Genomic DNA, 21,091 nt, shown 5'->3' on the forward strand with positions numbered 1-21,091 from the left:
GGCCTTGAACTCGCCGAAATACTTCGTGATCGCCGCCGTCAGCGACGTCTTGCCGTGGTCGACGTGACCAATCGTGCCAATGTTCACATGAGGCTTCGTACGCTCGAATTTACCTTTTGCCATGTGAGGTCTCCATTCCTGCTAGCCCGATAAGGGCGTTGAATTAACGAACCGCTGCAATTCCTTGGAATTACGCGTATTTCTTTTGAACTTCCTGAGCGACCGCGGTCGGCACCGGCTCATAGTGGTCGAACTGCATCGTGTACTGTGCACGGCCCTGCGACATCGAGCGCAGGCTGTCCACGTACTTGAACATGTTCGCCAGCGGAACCATGGCGTTGACGACGACGGCGATACCGCGGGTCTCCTGACCCTGGATCTGGCCGCGGCGGCTGTTGAGGTCGCCGATGACGTTGCCGACGTAGTCTTCCGGCGTCACGACCTCGACCTTCATGACCGGCTCGAGCAGCTGGACACCCAGCTTCGGAGCGGCCTCGCGCAGAGCTGCACGGGAGGCGATTTCGAAGGCCAGAACCGACGAGTCGACGTCGTGGTAGGCACCGTCGATGAGCGTCGCCTTGACGCCGATCATCGGGAAGCCCGCGAACGGACCCGACGACAGAACGCTGCGGATGCCCTTCTCGACGCCCGGGACGTATTCCTTCGGAACCGAACCGCCGATGACCTTGGATTCGAACGCGAACTCTTCGCTCTCGGTGTTGGGTTCGAAGACCAGCTTGACGCGGGCGAACTGACCCGTACCACCCGTCTGCTTCTTGTGGGTGTAGTCCTGCTCGAACGAACGCGTGATCGTCTCGCGATAGGCGACCTGCGGGGCGCCGACGTTGGCCTCGACCTTGAACTCGCGCTTCATGCGGTCGACGATGATGTCGAGGTGAAGCTCGCCCATGCCGGCGATGATGGTCTGGCCCGACTCTTCGTCCGACTTGACGCGGAAGGACGGATCCTCGGCGGCGAGACGATTGAGCGCGAGGCCCATCTTTTCCTGGTCGCCCTTGGTCTTCGGCTCGATGGCGATCTGGATGACCGGCTCGGGGAATTCCATGCGCTCGAGGATGACCGGGTGCAGCGGATCGCAGAGCGTATCGCCGGTGGTCGTTTCCTTGAGGCCGGCCAGAGCGACGATGTCGCCGGCGAAAGCCTCTTCGATGTCGGCGCGGGAGTTCGAGTGCATCTGCAGCATGCGGCCGAGACGCTCTTTCTTGCCCTTGACGGTGTTTTCGAGCGAAGCGCCCTTGGTCACCTTGCCGGAGTAGATGCGGCAGAACGTGAGCGAGCCGACGAACGGATCGTTCATGATCTTGAAGGCCAGCATCGACAGCGGCTCGTTGTCGTCAGCGTGACGCTCGATCTCTGCTTCGTTCTTGGCGTCGATGCCCTTGATCGCCGGAACGTCGATCGGCGACGGCAGGAACTCGACGACGCCGTCGAGCAGCGGCTGAACGCCCTTGTTCTTGAAGGCCGAGCCGCAGAACATCGGGAAGAACTTGACGGCGATGGTGCCCTTGCGGATGAGCGCACGGAGTTCGTCGTTCGACGGCATCTTGCCTTCGAGGTAGTTCTCGAGAGCCTGCTCGTCCATTTCGACGGCGGTCTCGATCATCTTCTCGCGGAACTCTTCGGCCTTTGCCTGCAGGTCGGCCGGGATCTCGACGACATCCCAGGCAGCGCCGAGCGACTCGTCGCGCCACACCAAGGCCTTCATCTCGATCAGGTCGACGACACCCTTGAACTCGGACTCGGCGCCGATCGGCAGCTGAACGGCAACGGCCGTGGCGCCCAGACGGCTCTTGATCATCTCGTAGGAACGGAAGAAGTCCGCGCCGATCTTGTCCATCTTGTTGCAGAAGATCATGCGCGGGACGTTGTACTTGTCGGCCTGGCGCCACACGGTCTCGGTCTGCGGCTCGACACCGGCGTTGGCGTCGAGCAGCGCGATGGCGCCGTCGAGAACGCGCAGCGAACGCTCGACCTCGATGGTGAAGTCGACGTGGCCGGGGGTGTCGATGATGTTGAAGCGACGCTGCTTGCCGTCACGGCCCTTCCAGAAGGTCGTGGTGGCAGCCGACGTGATGGTGATGCCGCGCTCCTGCTCCTGCTCCATCCAGTCCATGGTGGCAGCGCCGTCGTGGACTTCGCCGATCTTGTGCGACTTGCCCGTGTAATACAGGATGCGCTCGGTCGTCGTGGTCTTGCCGGCGTCGATGTGCGCCATGATACCGAAATTGCGGTAGTCTTCGATCTTATATTCGCGGGCCATGGGAGGTGCCTCTCAGTCGTTCGTTCGCGCTTACCAGCGGTAGTGCGCGAAGGCGCGGTTGGCTTCCGCCATCTTGTGGGTGTCTTCACGCTTCTTCACGGCGGTGCCGCGGTTGTTGGCCGCGTCAAGGAGCTCGCCGGAGAGGCGGTCGACCATGGTGGTCTCGTTGCGGTTGCGAGCGGCAGTGATCAGCCAGCGAATGGCGAGGGCCTGACGGCGCTCGGGGCGCACATCGACCGGAACCTGGTAGGTTGCACCGCCGACGCGACGCGAACGCACTTCCACGTGCGGCGCGACGTTGTCGAGCGCCTGGTGGAAGACGGTAACTGGCTCCTGCTTGGTCTTGGCCTGCACCTGGTCGAGCGCACCGTAGACGATCGTCTCGGCGACCGACTTCTTGCCGTCGTACATGACGGCGTTCATGAACTTGGTGATGACCAGATCGCCGAACTTGGGATCCGGGTTGATTTCGCGCTTATCTGCACTGTGACGACGGGACATAGCTCTTGTCTCTCAAACTTTGACTGGCGCTCTATTACGCGGAGAACCTCGCGCAGCGCCCAAACTGCAGAACCCGAATTACTTCGGACGCTTCGCACCATACTTCGAACGGCGCTGCTTGCGGTTCTTCACGCCCTGCGTGTCGAGCACGCCGCGGATGATGTGATAGCGCACGCCCGGAAGATCCTTCACGCGGCCGCCGCGGATCATGACCACGGAGTGCTCCTGGAGGTTGTGACCTTCGCCAGGGATGTAGCCGATCACTTCAAAGCCGTTGGTCAGGCGAATCTTCGCGACCTTGCGCAGAGCGGAGTTCGGCTTCTTCGGCGTCGTCGTGTAGACGCGCGTGCAAACGCCACGCTTCTGCGGGTTGGCCTGCATGGCCGGAACCTTATTGCGCTTCACCGGCGCAATGCGCGGCTTGCGGATCAGCTGGTTGACGGTAGGCATTAAACCCTCTTGTCTCTCAAATTCCGTGTCTCAAGCCCGTTCGGGGCGGCTGCTAGCGACATTTCTGGGCATTTCCATACGCAAATTCGGGCCGTAAACCGCAAAGCGCGGTCCTGCCCGAACAAACCGCAGAGGAAGCGAGACCGCTTCATGCACGACAGAAATGTCATTTCGCTCGTAAAACGAACCCTGTTTGAGGAAAACTCCAAGGCGCGTCGCCTCGGAAAAGCCAACCTCACATCGGCTCAGACGTCGCGGCTTCTACTCGCATGACCGCCTAGCGTCAACCCCGAAGCGCCAAAATCCTTAAGGAATAAGGGCTCTGCCGCGCCGCAGGCGGCCCAGCGCAACTTTATTGCGCTGCGACAAGGGTTAATGCTTCGTTTGTAACGCGCTTTAGCCTGTCTTGCACCCGACCTTCGTGCGAAAGTCGGGGAAACAGGGGCGAATCCCCTCGCCCACCTACCTGGACCAAGGAATCAGTCATGAACGACAACGAAGAACGCCCGGTAACGATCATCACGGGGCGAGTCTGGCGGCGCAAGGGCGGCCAGCCCGAAGGCGTGCACATCATGCTGGTCGCCCCCGACGATGATTCCGCGGTGCGCTCGGCGCTCGAGGCGCTCGCCAAGGAAGGTTATGCCGAAGCCGAACTCGACCAGATCGGCGACATGCAGGGCGAGCCCGACGACGAACCCCACATCTCTGCCTATCAGGGCGCCCTCGAAGGCGAAGTCTCCATCGTCACCTTCAACGAGCCCAACTGAAGGCGCTCAGCCGACCTGCCCCTGCCGCCGATGTCCTCACCTGCGGCAGGGGGCTCAGTTGGTTGCGTCGTCCAGCTGGAAGACCACGAACTGGGTGAACTGCTTGGGATTGAAATTGTTGTCCGACACAATGACCAGCGTCCTGCGCCCGCCAACTTCGGGGCCCCAGCTGATCGCTTCGATGTTGTCGATGTCGAGACCGAAATCACCCTCGTCCAGCTTCAGCACCTGCTCCTTGGCAAGCGGCGTCACGGTGGCGCCGGCAATCGACGCCGCGTCCCTTACATCCGCTGCTCCGGCGAGCGAGGCGCGGAAAAGGTTGATCTGGTTGCCGACGCCGAGAGCGAAGGAGCGCTCGACCGTCACCAGCTCGCCGTCGCCCAGGCCGATGAACTCAGACAAGCCATTGTCGTTCCAGAACGGATCCTGGGTCGCCTTGGCGAAGATGGGACCGGTTTCATAGGCGTATTCGCCCATGACCTCGCCGTTGGTGATGTCCAGCGCAAGGATCCTGGAGCGACTGCCGGCCTGAAGCGTCGCCTTGTCGCCATCCTGGACCAGCGCATTTTCGGTGCCGACCAGCAGCGTCTTGCCGTCTGCCGAGATCGTCATGGCCTCGAACGCCAGGTTGTTGCGCACGCCGCGGGTCTTGTCGGCATTCGGCAAATAGGCCTCGGGGAGCGAAAATTCGCGTACGAGCGTGCCGTCGGTGCGGCTTTCGCGGACAGCCGGCTTGCCGCCAAGATCGCCCTCGCTCGACCAGTAGAAGGTGCCGGTGGCCGCGTTGAAGCGGATCGCCTCCGGGTCGACGTCCTTGGTGGCGAAGGGCTTGCCTGCGGCATCGAGCAGAGGCGTGCTCGAAACGACATCCAGGCCATGCACGCCCTTGTCGTCGATCGCGAGCTTCAGCACGTAGAACCGCGCCGGCGCCTTCTCCGACCGGTCGTCGGAAATGGCATAGAAAAGCTCGTTCGCCGCGTCGTAGTCCAATCCCGAAATACCGCCAAACTCGATGCCGCCAAGCTTCAGCCCGGTGGGCAGCACGATCTCGCCGAGCAGGTCCGGCTTGCCGAGACCTCCGGCGGAGGCCTGCGGAACCGGGGCAAGAATGGCAAGTGCAGCGGCGGCGGAGGCAAACAGGGTCTTCATGGTCGTCACCTTCAGTTTCCAGTTGGGGTGCTGGTAGCCTGCGCAGTTGACAGCCGGATGAAGAGGACGGGGGAGAAAAAGAAAAGGGGCCGCGAGGGCCCCTTTTCTATTTCGTGATCGCGACACCCGTTACTGGGCGGCGTTGACCATATCGGTCAGGATCGGCTCGGCCACTTCCGCGCCCGAGAGCTTGCGGCGCTCGTCGAGGATCAGCTCGTCGCGCGAGGTGGCGATGCGCCGGATCTGGCTCATCATGCCGCCCGTGCCGGCCGGGATCAGGCGACCGACGATGACGTTTTCCTTCAGGCCCTGCAGCATGTCGGTCTTGCCGGCGACAGCAGCTTCGGTCAGCACCCTGGTCGTTTCCTGGAAGGAAGCGGCCGAGATGAAGGACGGCGTCTGCAGCGATGCCTTGGTGATGCCGAGCAGGACCGGCTGACCTTCGGCAGGCTTCTTGCCTTCCTCGATCAGGCGATCGTTGATCTCGTCGAACTCGATGACATCGACGTGATCGCCCGGGATGTAGACCGAGTCACCCTGTGCGGTGATTTCGATCTTCTGCAGCATCTGACGAACGATGACCTCGATGTGCTTGTCGTTGATCGACACGCCCTGCAGTCGGTAGACTTCCTGGATTTCGTTCACGAGGTAGGAAGCGAGAGCTTCCACGCCCTTGATCGCCAGGATGTCGTGCGGCGCGGGGTTGCCGTCGAGGATGTAGTCGCCCTTCTCGATCGCGTCGCCGTCCTGGAGATGGAACGGCTTGCCCTTCGGGATCAGGTATTCGACCGGCTCAAGCGTCGAGTCATGCGGCTCGATGATGATGCGACGCTTGTTCTTGTAGTCGCGGCCGAAGCGGACCGTACCGTCGATCTCGGCGATGATGGCGTGATCCTTCGGACGACGCGCCTCGAAGAGTTCGGCAACACGCGGCAGACCGCCGGTGATGTCCTTCGTCTTCGCGCTTTCCATCGGGATACGCGCCAGCACGTCGCCGGGCTTCACATGCGCGCCCGGCTCGACCGAAAGAATGGCCTCGACCGAGAGCAGGAAGCGGGCGTCGCCGCCCTTCGACAGCTTGCCGACCTTGCCCTTGGCGTCCTGAACCACGATCGCCGGCTTGAGGTCCGAACCGCGCGGCGTCGACCGCCAGTCGATGACCTCGCGCTTGGTGATGCCGGTCGACTCGTCGGCCGTTTCCTGAACCGAGATGCCGTCGACCAGATCCTCGAACGCCGCGCGACCCTCGATTTCGGTGAGGATCGGACGGGTGTACGGGTCCCACTCGGCGATACGCTGGCCGCGCTTCACCTTGTCGCCGTCGTCCACGAAGATACGCGAACCATAGGTGACGCGGTGCGTGGCGCGCTCCTTGCCGGCCTCGTCGAGGATCAGGATCGCCATGTTGCGGCCCATGACCACGAGGTTGCCGTCGGAGTTGCGGACCACGTTGCGGTTGCGGACCTGCACGGTGCCTTCATACGAGGCTTCGAGGAACGACGAGTCCACCACCTGCGCGGTACCGCCCATGTGGAAGGTACGCATGGTGAGCTGCGTGCCCGGCTCGCCGATCGACTGCGCGGCGATGACGCCGACAGCCTCGCCCTGGTTGACCGGAGTACCGCGGGCCAGGTCGCGACCGTAGCAGACCGCGCAGACGCCGACCTTGACTTCGCAGGTGAGCGCCGAGCGGATGCGGACGGACTGAACGCCGGCCTTCTCGATGACCTCGATGTCGCGCTCGTCCATCAGCTTGCCGCCCTGCACCAGCAGATCGCCGGTCACCGGGTGGTTGATGTCCTCGAGCGCCGTGCGGCCGAGGATACGCTGGCCGAGCGAAGCGACGATCTGGCCCGCATCGACGATCGGCTGCATGGTGAGGCCCTTGTCGGTGCCGCAGTCGACGGAGTTGACGATGCAGTCCTGCGCCACGTCGACGAGACGACGGGTCAGGTAACCCGAGTTCGCCGTCTTGAGCGCGGTGTCGGCCAGGCCCTTGCGGGCGCCGTGGGTCGAGTTGAAGTACTCGAGAACGGTGAGGCCTTCCTTGAAGTTCGAGATGATCGGCGTCTCGATGATCTCGCCCGACGGCTTGGCCATGAGGCCGCGCATGCCGGCAAGCTGGCGCATCTGGGTGGGCGAACCGCGGGCACCCGAGTGCGACATCATGTAGATCGAGTTCATCGGCTTCTGGCGGCCGTTGTCCTCGAACTCCACCGCCTTGATGCGCGCCATCATCTCGTCGGCGACCTTTTCCGAGCACTTGGCCCAGGCGTCGACGACCTTGTTGTACTTCTCGCCCTGCGTGATCAGGCCGTCGTTGTACTGCTGCTCGTATTCCTTCGCGAGCGCCTCGGTCTGCTCGACCAGGCCCTGCTTGGTGTCAGGGATGACCATGTCGTCCTTGCCGAACGAAATGCCGGCGCGGCAGGCATGCGCAAAGCCGAGCGCCATGATGCGATCGCAGAAGATGACCGTCTCTTTCTGGCCGCAGTGGCGGTAGACGGTGTCGATCATCTTGGAGATGTTCTTCTTGGTCATCTCCTGGTTGGCGGTCTCGTAAGGCACGTTGACGTTCTTCGGCAGCAGTTCGCCGAGGATCATGCGGCCAGGCGTCGTGTCATAGATCTTCGACACTTCCTTGCCTTCAGCGTCGACCGTACGGAAGCGTCCCTTGATCTTGGCGTGCAACGTCACGGCCTTGGTCTCGAGCGCGTGCTGGAGCTCGCCCATGTCGGCGAACACCATGCCCTCGCCCGGCTCGTTCTGGTTGACGATCGAGAGATAGTAGAGACCGAGGACCATGTCCTGCGACGGCACGATGATCGGCGCGCCGGAGGCCGGGTGCAGGATGTTGTTGGTCGACATCATCAGCACGCGGGCTTCGAGCTGCGCTTCGAGCGACAGCGGCACGTGGACGGCCATCTGGTCGCCGTCGAAGTCGGCGTTGAAGGCCGTGCAGACGAGCGGGTGCAACTGGATTGCCTTGCCTTCGATCAGCGTGGGCTCGAAGGCCTGGATGCCCAGGCGGTGCAGCGTCGGCGCGCGGTTCAGCAGCACCGGATGCTCGCGGATGACCTCGTCGAGGATATCCCAGACTTCCGGCTTTTCCTTCTCGACCAGCTTCTTGGCCTGCTTGACGGTCGAGGAGTAACCCTTGGCGTCGAGACGCGCGTAGATGAACGGCTTGAACAGTTCGAGCGCCATCTTCTTGGGCAGGCCGCACTGGTGCAGCTTGAGCTCCGGACCGGTCACGATGACCGAACGGCCCGAGTAGTCGACGCGCTTGCCGAGCAAGTTCTGGCGGAAGCGGCCCTGCTTGCCCTTGAGCATGTCGGACAGCGACTTCAGCGGACGCTTGTTGGCACCGGTGATGACGCGACCGCGGCGGCCGTTGTCGAACAGAGCGTCGACGGCCTCCTGCAGCATGCGCTTCTCGTTGCGGATGATGATCCCCGGCGCACGGAGCTCGATCAGGCGCTTCAGACGGTTGTTGCGGTTGATGACGCGACGATAGAGGTCGTTCAGGTCGGAGGTCGCGAAGCGGCCGCCGTCGAGCGGGACCAGCGGGCGCAGATCCGGCGGGATCACCGGCACGACCTTCATGATCATCCACTCGGGACGGTTGCCCGACTCCATGAAGTTCTCAACCACCTTGAGGCGCTTGAGGTACTTCTTCTGCTTGAGCTCCGACGTCGTCGAAGCGAGCTCCGAACGCAGGTCGCCGGCGATCTTCTCGAGATCCATCGAGGCGAGCAGGTCATGGATGGCCTCGGCGCCGATCATGGCGGTGAACGAGTCCTCGCCATACTCGTCGACGGCGAGCATGTACTCTTCCTCGCTGAGGAGTTGGTGCTCCTTCAGCGCGGTCAGGCCCGGCTCGGTGACGATGTAGTTCTCGAAGTAGAGAACGCGCTCGATGTCCTTGAGGGTCATGTCGAGCAGCGTGCCGATGCGGCTCGGCAGCGACTTCAGGAACCAGATGTGGGCGACGGGCGCGGCCAGTTCGATATGGCCCATGCGCTCGCGACGGACGCGCGACAGCGTGACTTCGACGCCGCACTTCTCGCAGATGACGCCCTTGTACTTCATGCGCTTGTACTTGCCGCACAAGCATTCGTAGTCCTTGATCGGGCCGAAGATGCGGGCGCAGAATAGGCCGTCGCGCTCCGGCTTGAAGGTACGATAGTTGATCGTCTCCGGCTTCTTGATCTCGCCGAACGACCAGGACAGAATCTTCTCGGGGCTGGCGAGCGAAATCCGGATGGAATCGAACACCTGCGCAGGCGCCTGCGGGTTGAAGAGATTCATGACCTCTTGGTTCATGCCGTTCTCCTTTTCGGGGCCCTCGAAAGCCCCTTTGCATCGGGTGCGGGCCTAGGCGCCCGCCATACGTGTCGGCTCTGGGCCGAGGAATTCTCATCGCCGGGCATGATCGGACCGAAGCTCGCTTCGGGATCATGTCCTGCGGCTACGCCGCGGGCAAAACCCGCGGCGCGCCTCTAGTGCTTACTCGGCCGCGTCGGGCAACCGGTGCTGAGTCTCGTCGACCTTGGTGTTCTCCAATTCGACGTTGAGGCCCAGCGAACGCATTTCCTTGACGAGAACGTTGAAGCTCTCGGGGATGCCTGCCTCGAAGGTGTCGTCGCCACGGACGATCGCCTCGTAGACCTTGGTGCGGCCGGCGACATCGTCCGACTTCACCGTCAGCATCTCCTGCAGCGTGTAGGCCGCGCCGTAGGCTTCGAGCGCCCAGACCTCCATCTCGCCGAAGCGCTGACCGCCGAACTGCGCCTTGCCGCCCAGCGGCTGCTGGGTGACGAGCGAGTACGGGCCGATCGAACGGGCGTGGATCTTGTCGTCGACCAGATGGTGAAGCTTGAGCATGTAGATGTAGCCCATGGTCACCTTGCGGTCGAACGGCTCGCCCGTACGTCCGTCGTACAGCTGCGACTGGCCCGAGGTGTGCAGGCCCGCCTGGGTCAGCATCTCGTTGATGTTGGCCTCGTGCGCACCGTCGAACACCGGGGTCGCGATGGAGACGCCGCGCTTCATCTGATCGCCGAGGCGAACGATGGACTCGTCGTCGTAGTCGCGGACCGGCTCGTTGCGGTCGTTGTCGGGGATGATGCTTTCGATCGTCTGGCGCAGCGGCTTGATGTCGCCGCTCTGCTTGTACGCTTCGATGAGCTCACCGATCTTCCTGCCCATGCCGGCGCAAGCCCAGCCGAGATGGGTTTCGAGGATCTGACCGACGTTCATGCGCGAAGGCACGCCCAGCGGGTTGAGCACGATGTCGGCATGCGTGCCGTCTTCGAGGAACGGCATGTCCTCGACCGGAACGATGCGCGACACGACACCCTTGTTGCCGTGACGGCCGGCCATCTTGTCGCCGGGCTGCATCTTGCGCTTCACCGCGACGAAGACCTTGACCATCTTCATGACGCCGGGCGGCATCTCGTCGCCGCGCTGCACCTTCTCGACCTTGTCCATGAAGCGCTGCTCGAGCTGCTTCTTGGAGTCGTCGTACTGGCCGCGCAGAGCTTCAAGCTCACCCTGCATCTTCTCGTCTTCGACGGCGAACTGCCACCACTGCGAACGCGGATAGTCGTCCAGCGTCTCCTTGGCGAGCGTCGAGCCCTTCTTGAAGCCCTTCGGTCCGGCAATCGCGTCCTTGCCGATGAGCATGTCGCTCAGACGGCTGTAGACGTTGCGGTCGAGGATGGCCTGCTCGTCGTCGCGGTCCTTGGCGAGACGCTCGATCTCCTCGCGCTCGATCGCCATCGCGCGCTCGTCCTTCTCCACGCCGTGGCGGTTGAAGACGCGCACTTCGACGACCGTACCGTAGGTTCCGGGCGGCATGCGCATGGAGGTGTCACGGACGTCGGACGCCTTCTCGCCGAAGATGGCGCGCAGAAGCTTCTCTTCCGGCGTCATCGGGCTTTCGCCCTTCGGCGTGATCTTGCCGACCAGGATGTCGCCCGGCTGCACTTCCGCACCGATGTAGACGATGCCGGCTTCGTCGAGGTTCTTCAGCGCTTCTTCCGAAACGTTCGGAATGTCGCGCGTGATTTCCTCCGGCCCGAGCTTGGTGTCGCGGGCCATGACCTCGAACTCCTCGATGTGGATCGAGGTGAAGACGTCGTCGGCCACGATACGCTCGGAGAGCAGGATCGAGTCCTCGTAGTTGTAGCCGTTCCACGGCATGAACGCGACGAGCACGTTGCGGCCGAGGGCCAGATCGCCGAGATCGGTGGACGGACCGTCAGCGATGATGTCGCCCTTGTTGACCCGATCACCCATGCGCACCAGCGGACGCTGATTGATGCAGGTGTTCTGGTTCGAACGCTGGAACTTCATCAGGCGGTAGATGTCGACGCCAGACTTGCCCGCTTCGAGATCTTCCGTCGCACGGATAACGATACGCGTCGCGTCGACCTGATCGACGATACCGCCGCGGCGTGCGCCGATCGCAGCGCCCGAGTCACGGGCGACGATCGGTTCCATGCCGGTGCCGACGAACGGAGCCTCGGCGCGCACCAGCGGCACGGCCTGACGCTGCATGTTCGAGCCCATCAGAGCGCGGTTGGCGTCGTCGTTTTCCAGGAACGGGATCAGCGCGGCCGCGACAGACACCATCTGCTTCGGCGAAACGTCCATGAGATCGACGTTTTCGCGCGGCGCCATCATCACTTCGCCGGCGTTACGGCAAATGACGAATTCGTCGACGAAGTGGCCATTGGCGTCGAGCTCGGCGTTGGCCTGGGCAACGAAGTGCTTGGCCTCTTCCATGGCCGAGAGATAGACGACTTCGTTGGTCAGCTTGCCGCCCACGATCTTGCGGTACGGGCTCTCGATGAAGCCGTACTTGTTGACGCGCGCGAAGGTGGCCAGCGAGTTGATCAGACCGATGTTCGGGCCTTCCGGCGTCTCGATCGGGCAGATACGGCCGTAGTGCGTCGGATGAACGTCGCGGACTTCGAAGCCAGCGCGCTCGCGGGTCAGACCGCCAGGTCCAAGCGCCGAGAGACGACGCTTGTGGGTGATCTCCGACAGTGGGTTGGTCTGGTCCATGAACTGCGACAGCTGCGAGGAACCGAAGAACTCGCGCACCGCGGCAGCCGCGGGCTTGGCGTTGATCAGGTCCTGCGGCATGACCGTGTCGATTTCGATCGAGGACATGCGTTCCTTGATCGCGCGCTCCATGCGGAGCAGGCCGACGCGGTACTGGTTTTCCATCAGCTCGCCGACCGAACGGACGCGGCGGTTGCCGAGGTTGTCGATGTCGTCGATCTCGCCCTTGCCGTCGCGCAGCTCGACCAGCGTCCTGACCACGGCCAGGATGTCGTCCTTGCGCAGCACACGCACGGTGTCGGCGGCGTCGAGTTCTAGACGCATGTTCATCTTGACGCGACCGACGGCCGACAGGTCGTAGCGTTCGGCGTCGAAGAACAGCGAATTGAACATCGCCTCGGCGGTTTCGAGCGTGGGCGGCTCGCCCGGACGCATGACGCGGTAGATGTCGAACAGCGCGTCCTGACGGCTTTCGTTCTTGTCGACCGTCAGCGTGTTGCGGATGTAGCCGCCAACGTTGATGTGGTCGATGTCGAGGATGTTGATCTCTTCCTCGCCGGCCGAGAGCAGAACCTTCAGCGTCTTCTCGTCGATCTCGTCGCCGGCCTCGAGATAGATCTCGCCGGTGGCGTAGTTGACGATGTCCTCGGCGAGGTAGCTGCCGAAGAGATCGTCTTCGGTCGCCTTGATGGCCTTGAGGCCCTTCTCGGCAAGCTGCTTGGCCTGGCGGGCGGTGATCTTCTTGCCGGCTTCGACGACGATCTCGCCGGTGTCGGCGTCAACGAGGTCGCCAACGGCCTTAAGACCGCGGAAGCGATCGACCGAGAACGGGATGCGCCAGTGGTCGCCCGACTTCTTGTAGGTGATCTTGTTGTAGAAGGTCGACAGGATCTCTTCGCCGTCCATGCCGAGCGCCATCAGCAGCGACGACACCGGGATCTTGCGGCGACGGTCGATACGAGCGTGGACGATGTCCTTCGAGTCGAACTCGATGTCGAGCCAGGAACCGCGATAGGGGATGACGCGCGCGGCAAACAGCAGCTTGCCCGACGAGTGCGACTTGCCCTTGTCGTGGTCGAAGAAGACGCCCGGCGAACGGTGCATCTGGGAAACGATGACACGCTCGGTGCCGTTGACGATGAAGGTGCCGTTCGACGTCATGAGCGGCATGTCGCCCATGTAGACGTCCTGCTCCTTGATGTCCTTGATCGACTTCGAACCGGTGTCCTCGTCGATATCGAACACGATCAGGCGCAGCGTCACCTTCAGCGGCGCGGCGAAGGTGAGATCGCGCTGACGGCACTCGTCGACGTCGAACTTCGGTGCCTCGAATTCATACTTCACGAATTCCAGCATCGACGCGCCGGAGAAATCGGAAATCGGGAAGACCGACTTGAAAACGGCCTGCAGTCCTTCGTCCGGACGACCGCCCTTGGGCTCGTCCACCATCAGGAACTGGTCATAGGATGCCTTCTGAACCTCGATCAGGTTCGGCATCTCCGCAACTTCCGGGATCTTTCCGAAGAACTTGCGTACGCGTCTGCGGCCATTGAAAGTCTGGGTCTGGGCCATCGTCGCTCCTTGCTGCCTTCTTGGGGTGAGCTTCGCTACTGCTCACCTTGCATACGAGCCGCCTCGGCGGCCTATCCAAAACGGGCGAAAACCCGTTTCCTGAAAGCCGCAACCCGGCCCTCAGGAAATAGGTTCCCTCTCATCCCCCGAACACGGGAGCCGGTGGGCGGCGACGAGGCCGCCCACCGAAACCGTGCTTACTTCAGCTCGATCTTGGCGCCAGCTGCTTCCAGCTGAGCCTTGAGCTTCTCGGCGTCAGCCTTCGAGACGCCTTCCTTGACCGGCTTCGGAGCGCCTTCGACGAGGTCCTTGGCTTCCTTGAGGCCCAGGCCGGTGATGGCGCGGACTTCCTTGATGACTTCGATCTTCTTGTCGCCGGCAGCAGCCAGGATGACATCGAACTCGGTCTTCTCTTCAGCCGGAGCAGCAGCAGCCGCACCGCCGGCAGCGGCGGCGACAGCCACCGGAGCAGCAGCGGAAACGCCCCACTTCTCTTCGAGCAGCTTCGACAGCTCAGCCGCCTCGAGGACGGTCAGGGCCGACAGGTCGTCAACGATCTTTGCGAGATCAGCCATTTTACTATTCCTTCAATCAGTTCGAACGTGTGTTGATGATAGCGAGGAACGGCCTCATGCCGCCTCGTCCTTCCGGGCGTAAGCGCCAAAGACGCGGGCAAGCTGACCTGCCGGCGCGTTGACGACCTGGGCGATCCGGGTTGCCGGCGTGGAAATCATTCCAACCAGCCTTGCACGCAGCTCGTCGAGCGACGGCAGTGTGGCGAGTGCCTTAACACCGTCGGCGTCGAGCGCGGTCTTGCCCATCGAACCACCAAGAATGACGAGCTTGTCATTGGTCTTGGCGAAGTCGGACGCGACCTTCGGCGCTGCAATCGGATCCTCCGAATAGGCAACCAGCGTCTGTCCCTTGAACAGATCGATGATGCTTTCGGATTCCGTGCCCTGAAGAGCGATTTTGGCGAGACGGTTCTTCGCGACTTTGACGGTGCCGCCGGCCTGACGCATCTTCACACGAAGATCGTTCATCTGCGCGACGGTGATACCGGCATAGTGGGCCACGACGACTGAACCTGCGTTCGAGAACGCGTCATTCAGGCCCGTGACGAGTTCGCGTTTTTCCGCTCTGTCCACTGCCTATCTCCAGTTGACCGCCTCCCATTTGCGGGGCTGGCGGTCGGGTTGCCTTTTGCCGGGCGAGCAATCCAGAAGTTCCGGATCACCCGAACGGCGCTCGAGGATCCTGTCCCCTTTTCGCCCGCGACAGCTGGCAAAAGGCAAACACGGTTCGAACCTTTCATTGGAGCCGACGGCTCCGTTGTCTGGTCTTCACCCGTCTCATGCAGGCCCATTCGAATTAAGGACCAAGGGTCGCTTGGACCGCCTGCAATCTCGGACAGGATTTCGGAAGCTGTCTCCAACTTCCGATATCCGGGCCCGGAGGCCCGGAATTCTTTTCTGGATCAGGTCGTTGGCGACCGATCCAAATTCAACTTATCAGGACGCAGCGAGCGTCGTGAGGTCGAGCTTGAGGCCCGGGCCCATCGTCGAGGTGACCGACACCTTCTTGACGAACACGCCCTTGGCGCCCGACGGCTTGGCCTTGTTGACCGCGTCGGTGAAAGCGCGGACGTTCTCTTCCAGCGCCTTGACGTCGAACGAGACCTTGCCGACGCCGGCGTGGATGATACCGGCCTTCTCGACGCGGAACTCGACGGCGCCGCCCTTCGAAGCCTTGACCGCGGCCGCGACGTCGGTGGTCACGGTGCCGACCTTCGGGTTCGGCATCATGCCGCGCGGGCCGAGCACCTTACCGAGACGGCCGACCAGCGGCATCATGTCCGGGGTGGCGATGCAGCGATCGAAATCGATCTGGCCCTTCTGGACGATCTCGACCAGGTCTTCCGCACCGACGATGTCGGCGCCGGCTGCGCGGGCTTCGTCAGCCTTGGCATCCTTGGCGAACACGGCGACGCGGACGGTACGACCGGTGCCGTTCGGCAGGTTGACCACTCCGCGGACCATCTGGTCGGCATGGCGCGGGTCGACGCCGAGGTTCATGGCGACTTCGACGGTCTCGTCGAACTTGACGGTCGAACGGGCCTTCAGCAGCCCGAGCGCTTCGGACAGGCCGTAGGCCTTGTTCGGGTCGATGCCCTCGCGGGACTTGGCAACACGCTTTGCAATCTTAGCCATGATCTCAGCCCACCACTTCCAGACCCATCGAACGGGCGGAGCCCTCGACCATCTTGATGGCCGCTTCGACGTCGTTGGCGTTCAGGTCCTTCATCTTGGCCTGGGCGATTTCGCGAACCTTGTCGCGGCTGATCTGGCCAGCCTTGACCTTGCCCGGCTCCTTCGAGCCCGACTTCAGGTTGGCGGCCTTCTTCAGGAAGTAGCTCACCGGCGGCGTCTTCATGACGAAGGTGAACGACTTGTCCTGGTAATAGGTGATCACGACCGGGATCGGCGAACCCTTCTCGAGTTCCTGGGTCTGCGCGTTGAACGCCTTGCAGAATTCCATGATGTTGATGCCACGCTGACCAAGCGCAGGACCGATCGGGGGCGACGGCGTCGCCGAACCCGCGGAAACCTGGAGCTTGAGCTGGCCTGCTATCTTCTTAGCCATCTCTTACCTGCCTTTGTTGTGCCGATATGTTTTCGGCGGTTGCAGTTCGGTGGTGCGATATCGGCGACCGGCTAAGCCGCTTCCTCTCCCACCATGCTTGCGCCAGGCATGCGCCCGGCGCGCCCGTCACCCCAGGAGGCGACGGACACTTCGATCAGCCCTTTTCGACCTGACCGAATTCGAGATCGACGGGCACCGCGCGCCCGAAGATCGAAACTTCCACCTTGAGGCGGGCCCGCTCCTCGTCCACTTCCTGGACGAAGCCGTTGAACGACGCGAACGGACCGTCGGAAACACGCACCTGCTCGCCGATCTCGAAAGTGACCGAGGGCTTGGGACGCTCGACGCCCTCCTGGACCTGATTGAGGATCCGCTGCGCCTCGCTCTCGGTGATCGGCACGGGCTTGGAATCACCAAGGAAACCAGTGACCTTCGGCGTGTTCTTCACGAGGCTGAAGACCGCGTCGGTCAGGTTGGCCTTGAGCAGCACATAGCCCGGGAAGAACTTGCGCTCGGCATCTACCTTGCGGCCGCGACGGACCTCGACGACCTTCTCGGTCGGCACCACGATCTGCTCGATCTGGTCGCTCAGGCCCTTCTGCTTGGCCTTGTGCTCGATGTCCTCGGCGACCTTCTTTTCGAAGTTCGAGTAAGCGTGGACGATGTACCAGCGCGCAGTCATCTCAGAAGTTCTCCGTATTCGCGGTCTTAGCGACCCATGCCCAGGAGCTGCTCGACGGCGAACGCCATCAGCTGATCCGCGGCAAAGAAGAAGATCATCGCTACAGCGGCGAAGCCGAGCACCATGACCGTGGAGATCATCGTCTCGCGCCGCGAGGGCCAAGTAACCTTCGCCGTTTCCGACCTCACCTGCTGCAGGAAGGTGAAGGGGTTGGTTTTCGCCATGAGCCGCTCTGCTTTCAACGTCCGTAAACCGGACTTCTGGATGATCCCGTGACCGGGAGATGTAACAGGATCGAAATTTTCGCACCGAATCGGCGCAAACATTTCGCCCATGCATATCGGGCGCGTAAAGCCGGATTCCCAGCCCCACGCGCCGCGTGTCTGTTTCGCCTACATAGAGACGATTCTCTTTCCACGCAAGTGGCAGGAATCTCCTCTACGATTGAACGCTGCATCGGGACCATCCAGTCGTCCCGTCCCAGCTATAGAAAGTCTCTTATGCCTGAACCAGCGAATTCTGGCAAGACTGGCACGGGCAGCAGGGCTCGAACCTACGACCTGCGGTTTTGGAGACCGCCGCTCTACCAACTGAGCTATGCCCGTGCATTGCGCCGCGCATCAATTGCGCAGCACCGGCTTCCTAAGGATTTCCACGGCGTCTGTAAAGAGCGCTTTGCGGCATGTTGCGAACATTCACAGGGCAAGACTGCGCAGCGGGCCCTGCCCCTGCCCGCTCATGTGCCTTGTGTGCCTGCACAAATTTCAGTGACATATCACATGCCGCGTCCGAGAGGCTTGCGCTGTCTGAAATCTCTCGCAGCAATTGTTGCCGCCATAGTGCAGATGGCTATCTCCAGCGCAAAGGTCCAATGCAGAACGAAACTGAGGACCCAGTGCGGATAGGCAGCCGGGACGGGTACGAGTTCCACCGCCCGCTCGTCGAACGGCATCAGCCAATGCATCGGCGCCGTCACTGAATCGAGAATCATGTGGGACAGAACGGCAAGGAAGAAGACTGTTGCCGCAGCCTTCCAGCGCGGCGCCGACAGCGCAATGAGCGGCACGACGACGGCCGCGACCAAAGCCCAAAACAGCGGCCAGTGCGTCGGGTAGCCGCGATGGTGGGCGCCGCCATTGTCGACGAACAAGAACCACGCAATGTCGAAATCGGGTGCCACGCTGCCGACCAGCGCCGATAGCATTGCGCCGCGCGCCTGCGGCGCCTTGTTTCGAAAGAACGATCCGATGATGTAGCCCGCCGGCAGATGCGCGATCAGCATGGCGTCCCTCCTCCTGCCCTGCACCCTGCAATTCGATTGCGGCGTGACGACGCCTGAAATTCGACGCGCTTCGGGCATGGACGGCGATGGAGCCTGAACGTCAGGTCGGCGGGGTGTAGCACAAGTTGGGCGCCGGCTGACCTTTGCATTCCCGGCCCTCGACGACGGCCTCGACCCCGAGTGTCGCGGTGAGAAGATTCATTCTGAACAGTCGCCACTGCCCGCGCTCGTCCAGAAGCTCCCACGGCCCTTCCGAGAGGAACCTCGGATTGACACCCATCTCCTTGAAGTGAGTTTCGATCTGCTCAGCCGTCGGAGCCCCCTTCCAGCCGATGGCAGAAAATTGCCCTGCAAGGCGCTGAATGCCACTTGCAAGGAGGATCGTGCATTCCGCCGTGCAGACGGCGCTGCGCGAACTCGCCCCACCCCGGTAGCGGGCGTTTCCGGCGGGCTTGCTCGCGCAGCCTCGTCCATCCGATCCGCAATCGACAACATCCGTCCGACCGACAACGACGACCAAACCGCTCATGCGTATCGCTCGACCGAGCCGGAGCGCGGCATCCAAATTGCCGCCAGTTGAAGAGACCACCAGCGGCAACTTCCGTCCGCCGAGACTCTTCAATGTCTCGTCGAGCAGCGCAGGAGTCTTGTCGTCGACCCTACCTTCCGCTGATATCCATGCTGGGCAACGGGCATCGCATCCGGATTTGTCCGCTTGAACGACGATGAAACGCATTGGCTCGGACGTCTGGCCAGTTGCTGGTCGCGGCAAAAATGAAACAGCCTCGGCGGCGCCGCCTCTGCCCGAAATATCTACGCAGTTGCCTGCCAGCGGGAGCGCATCGCACAGGCCCCCGCGCGCGAGCTCGCCGACGGAAGCATCGCCGGTGACCAGGTTCATGCCAAGCATTTCCGACTGATCAAGCTTTCGCATGTCGGCAGCCGGTGTCCCCTGGGCTGTTGCCAGATAAGATCGGGCAATTCCCATCTCCTTGAGATAGGCCTGCACCTTTCTCTCCGTCGCCTTGGGAAGCTTTGTCGACTGGTAGCTGCCAAGGGTCTTGCGACCAACGATCCTCTTCTCCGTCACACGCTTCTTGCCGCGGACGATCTTGTACTTCTCACGATAGAATATTCGCTCCCTCGTGTACGTGGTCGTAATTTGATGAACGCCAACATAAGCCCAGCCGCTGGCGAAGCGCCGGACTCCGCCCGCGAGAACCAACGGGCAAGCCGAATTGCAATACACATTGTTTGCAATGATGACGCCGAAATAGACCCCAGCCTGTTTCTGCTTTGCAAAGCAATCCCGTTCGCCGGCGGGACAGCCGGTGAGATATGCGGTGCCGACACCGGTATCCAGATTTCGCTCACGGATCATGCGGCCCATAGCAAGAGCTGCGTCGATGTCGCCACCGGGCGAACTGAGCACCACCGGCAGCTTCAACTTTCCAACCTTCTTCAGAAAGCGCTTGAATACGGCCGGCGTACCGGGCTCGATCGCCCCGCGCGCCCATATCCATTGCGGGCAGATAGGCTCGCAACCGGAATTGTTGCTTCGCACGATGGCAAATTGCATCGGCTGATCGATGTCGCCGATCACCGGCTCAGCCTTCTTTGCGGCTGCCGCCATCCCAGTCATGAATTGCACAAGAAGAAGCGTGGCCAGAGCCAGCAGCCGGTGCCGTCCGGTGGACGAGCAAAGTAGCTTTGCCAATTGCATCGCCCCCCAACGATACATGTAATTACAGCCTATATTAGCGACGGCCTGACTTCTGGCAATCTAACCACGCGACTTTTCGACTTGCCTGCCCAAAACAAAAAAGTGCGGGCTGCGCTTGACGCGTGCCACAGTTCAAATGGCTCGGCCATCGAAGCAGTCGTCGCCGCCTGCCGCGCGCAGCGGCGCGGCTCGCCCGTCAGGCGCCGGCCGGCGGCTCGTAGGGACCTCCCGGCACACCCCAGCCCCATCGCGGCATCGGCTCGTCGAGTTGCGGACTGGTGCCGGGCTGCGAGTTCAACTTGGCCAGCCGGGTTCCCCATTCGATGTAGGCCACGAATGCGGAGCGGAATTCCGGATCGTCCGGCAGCCCCACCTCGTCAGCCGCGTCGAGCAAGAGTGAAATCCAGCGCCGGCGCTGTTCCTCGGTCAGGTGCCTGTCGAGATGATGGCTGATCATGGCAGGATGACCGCCATGCTTTTCGCTGTAGCTCTTCGGACCGCCGAACACCTCACCGATGAAAGCCGCCACATGCGCCGGGTGCTGCGTGGACATGCCGCGAAAGACCGGCTCAAGCACCGGATCGCTGCGTACCTTGTCGTAAAACACGCTTGTCAGGCGGTTGAGCGCATCGGCACCACCCGCCCATTCATACAAACTCGGAACCTCTCTGCTCATCCGCGGCCTCCACCGGTGTTCGAACCAATGGGATATGGGGGCGTCAGTCCTGGGCACAAACAAAAAAAGGGCGGCCCGAAGGCCGCCCTCTTGTAGTCCGCTAGCGTCGATTACTCGACGATCGAGGCGACGATGCCGGCGCCGACGGTGCGGCCGCCTTCACGGATGGCGAAGCGGAGCTTCTCTTCCATGGCGATCGGCACGATCAGTTCGACGTCGACCGTGATGTTGTCGCCCGGCATCACCATCTCGGTGCCTTCCGGCAGCGTCACGATGCCGGTCACGTCCGTC

The 21,091-nt window shown here is 62.3% G+C and carries 17 protein-coding genes, 1 tRNA gene and 1 pseudogene; 1 reads left to right on the forward strand and 18 read right to left on the reverse strand.

The features are described 5' to 3' along the window. The 4 genes from AmiPiv_RS24595 to rpsL all read right to left on the reverse strand — a co-directional run. Positions 1 to 123, reverse strand: a 123-nt coding sequence (locus tag AmiPiv_RS24595) for a GTP-binding protein (RefSeq protein ID WP_252815864.1), incomplete at its 3' end; no start/stop codon positions are given. Between the two features lie 67 nt (positions 124 to 190). After that, positions 191 to 2,281, reverse strand: coding sequence for an elongation factor G (gene fusA / locus AmiPiv_RS24600; RefSeq protein WP_340041828.1), 2,091 nt, complete (start codon positions 2,279 to 2,281; stop codon positions 191 to 193). A 30-nt stretch (positions 2,282 to 2,311) separates the two neighbouring features. After that, the gene (gene rpsG, locus AmiPiv_RS24605; protein WP_340041830.1) at positions 2,312 to 2,782 is read right to left on the reverse strand and encodes a 30S ribosomal protein S7; all 471 of its coding nucleotides are present in this window, start codon (positions 2,780 to 2,782) and stop codon (positions 2,312 to 2,314) included. A 78-nt stretch (positions 2,783 to 2,860) separates the two neighbouring features. After that, positions 2,861 to 3,232: a 30S ribosomal protein S12 gene (rpsL, locus tag AmiPiv_RS24610; RefSeq protein ID WP_008837709.1), complete on the reverse strand. Its 372-nt coding sequence runs from the start codon at positions 3,230 to 3,232 to the stop codon at positions 2,861 to 2,863. Positions 3,233 to 3,717: 485 nt separating this feature from the next. On the opposite strand from rpsL, the gene AmiPiv_RS24615 reads away from it, so the two are divergent. Next, positions 3,718 to 3,999, forward strand: a complete 282-nt coding sequence (locus AmiPiv_RS24615; RefSeq protein ID WP_340041840.1) for a transcriptional regulator — start codon at positions 3,718 to 3,720, stop codon at positions 3,997 to 3,999. 54 nt (positions 4,000 to 4,053) lie between these two features. On the opposite strand, the gene AmiPiv_RS24620 is transcribed toward AmiPiv_RS24615, so the two are convergent. From AmiPiv_RS24620 to tuf, 14 genes and pseudogenes are all read right to left on the reverse strand, one after another. Further along, the gene (locus AmiPiv_RS24620; RefSeq protein ID WP_340041866.1) at positions 4,054 to 5,148 is read right to left on the reverse strand and encodes an esterase-like activity of phytase family protein; all 1,095 of its coding nucleotides are present in this window, start codon (positions 5,146 to 5,148) and stop codon (positions 4,054 to 4,056) included. A 129-nt stretch (positions 5,149 to 5,277) separates the two neighbouring features. Further along, positions 5,278 to 9,474: a DNA-directed RNA polymerase subunit beta' gene (gene rpoC, locus AmiPiv_RS24625; RefSeq protein ID WP_340041842.1), complete on the reverse strand. Its 4,197-nt coding sequence runs from the start codon at positions 9,472 to 9,474 to the stop codon at positions 5,278 to 5,280. A 183-nt stretch (positions 9,475 to 9,657) separates the two neighbouring features. Further along, the gene (rpoB, locus tag AmiPiv_RS24630; RefSeq protein ID WP_340041844.1) at positions 9,658 to 13,794 is read right to left on the reverse strand and encodes a DNA-directed RNA polymerase subunit beta; all 4,137 of its coding nucleotides are present in this window, start codon (positions 13,792 to 13,794) and stop codon (positions 9,658 to 9,660) included. A 197-nt stretch (positions 13,795 to 13,991) separates the two neighbouring features. Then, a complete protein-coding gene (gene rplL / locus AmiPiv_RS24635; protein ID WP_340041846.1) occupies positions 13,992 to 14,369 on the reverse strand; it encodes a 50S ribosomal protein L7/L12 in 378 nt (125 codons plus the stop codon). Between the two features lie 54 nt (positions 14,370 to 14,423). Next, positions 14,424 to 14,942, reverse strand: coding sequence for a 50S ribosomal protein L10 (rplJ, locus tag AmiPiv_RS24640; protein ID WP_340041848.1), 519 nt, complete (start codon positions 14,940 to 14,942; stop codon positions 14,424 to 14,426). A gap of 363 nt (positions 14,943 to 15,305) precedes the next feature. Continuing rightward, positions 15,306 to 16,004: a 50S ribosomal protein L1 gene (rplA, locus tag AmiPiv_RS24645; RefSeq protein ID WP_340041850.1), complete on the reverse strand. Its 699-nt coding sequence runs from the start codon at positions 16,002 to 16,004 to the stop codon at positions 15,306 to 15,308. Positions 16,005 to 16,008: 4 nt separating this feature from the next. Continuing rightward, positions 16,009 to 16,437 carry a 50S ribosomal protein L11 gene (rplK, locus tag AmiPiv_RS24650; RefSeq protein WP_340041852.1) on the reverse strand — a complete coding sequence of 143 codons (429 nt, stop codon included), beginning with the start codon at positions 16,435 to 16,437 and terminating at the stop codon, positions 16,009 to 16,011. Between the two features lie 154 nt (positions 16,438 to 16,591). After that, positions 16,592 to 17,119, reverse strand: coding sequence for a transcription termination/antitermination protein NusG (gene nusG, locus AmiPiv_RS24655; protein WP_340041855.1), 528 nt, complete (start codon positions 17,117 to 17,119; stop codon positions 16,592 to 16,594). A gap of 26 nt (positions 17,120 to 17,145) precedes the next feature. Next, positions 17,146 to 17,343, reverse strand: coding sequence for a preprotein translocase subunit SecE (gene secE / locus AmiPiv_RS24660; protein WP_340041857.1), 198 nt, complete (start codon positions 17,341 to 17,343; stop codon positions 17,146 to 17,148). 305 nt (positions 17,344 to 17,648) lie between these two features. Further along, a tRNA-Trp gene (locus AmiPiv_RS24665) sits at positions 17,649 to 17,724 on the reverse strand. Positions 17,725 to 17,894: 170 nt separating this feature from the next. Then, the gene (locus tag AmiPiv_RS24670) at positions 17,895 to 18,401 is read right to left on the reverse strand and encodes a metal-dependent hydrolase (RefSeq protein WP_340041859.1); all 507 of its coding nucleotides are present in this window, start codon (positions 18,399 to 18,401) and stop codon (positions 17,895 to 17,897) included. Positions 18,402 to 18,501: 100 nt separating this feature from the next. Continuing rightward, a complete protein-coding gene (locus tag AmiPiv_RS24675; RefSeq protein ID WP_340041861.1) occupies positions 18,502 to 20,118 on the reverse strand; it encodes a hypothetical protein in 1,617 nt (538 codons plus the stop codon). Positions 20,119 to 20,320: 202 nt separating this feature from the next. After that, positions 20,321 to 20,800: a group II truncated hemoglobin gene (locus AmiPiv_RS24680; RefSeq protein ID WP_340041863.1), complete on the reverse strand. Its 480-nt coding sequence runs from the start codon at positions 20,798 to 20,800 to the stop codon at positions 20,321 to 20,323. A gap of 110 nt (positions 20,801 to 20,910) precedes the next feature. After that, positions 20,911 to 21,091: pseudogene (tuf, locus tag AmiPiv_RS24685) on the reverse strand (elongation factor Tu); the annotation flags it as partial.

Origin of the sequence: Aminobacter sp. Piv2-1 (genome assembly GCF_037625995.1) — a bacterium.
Taxonomy (GTDB): Bacteria; Pseudomonadota; Alphaproteobacteria; order Rhizobiales; family Rhizobiaceae; genus Aminobacter.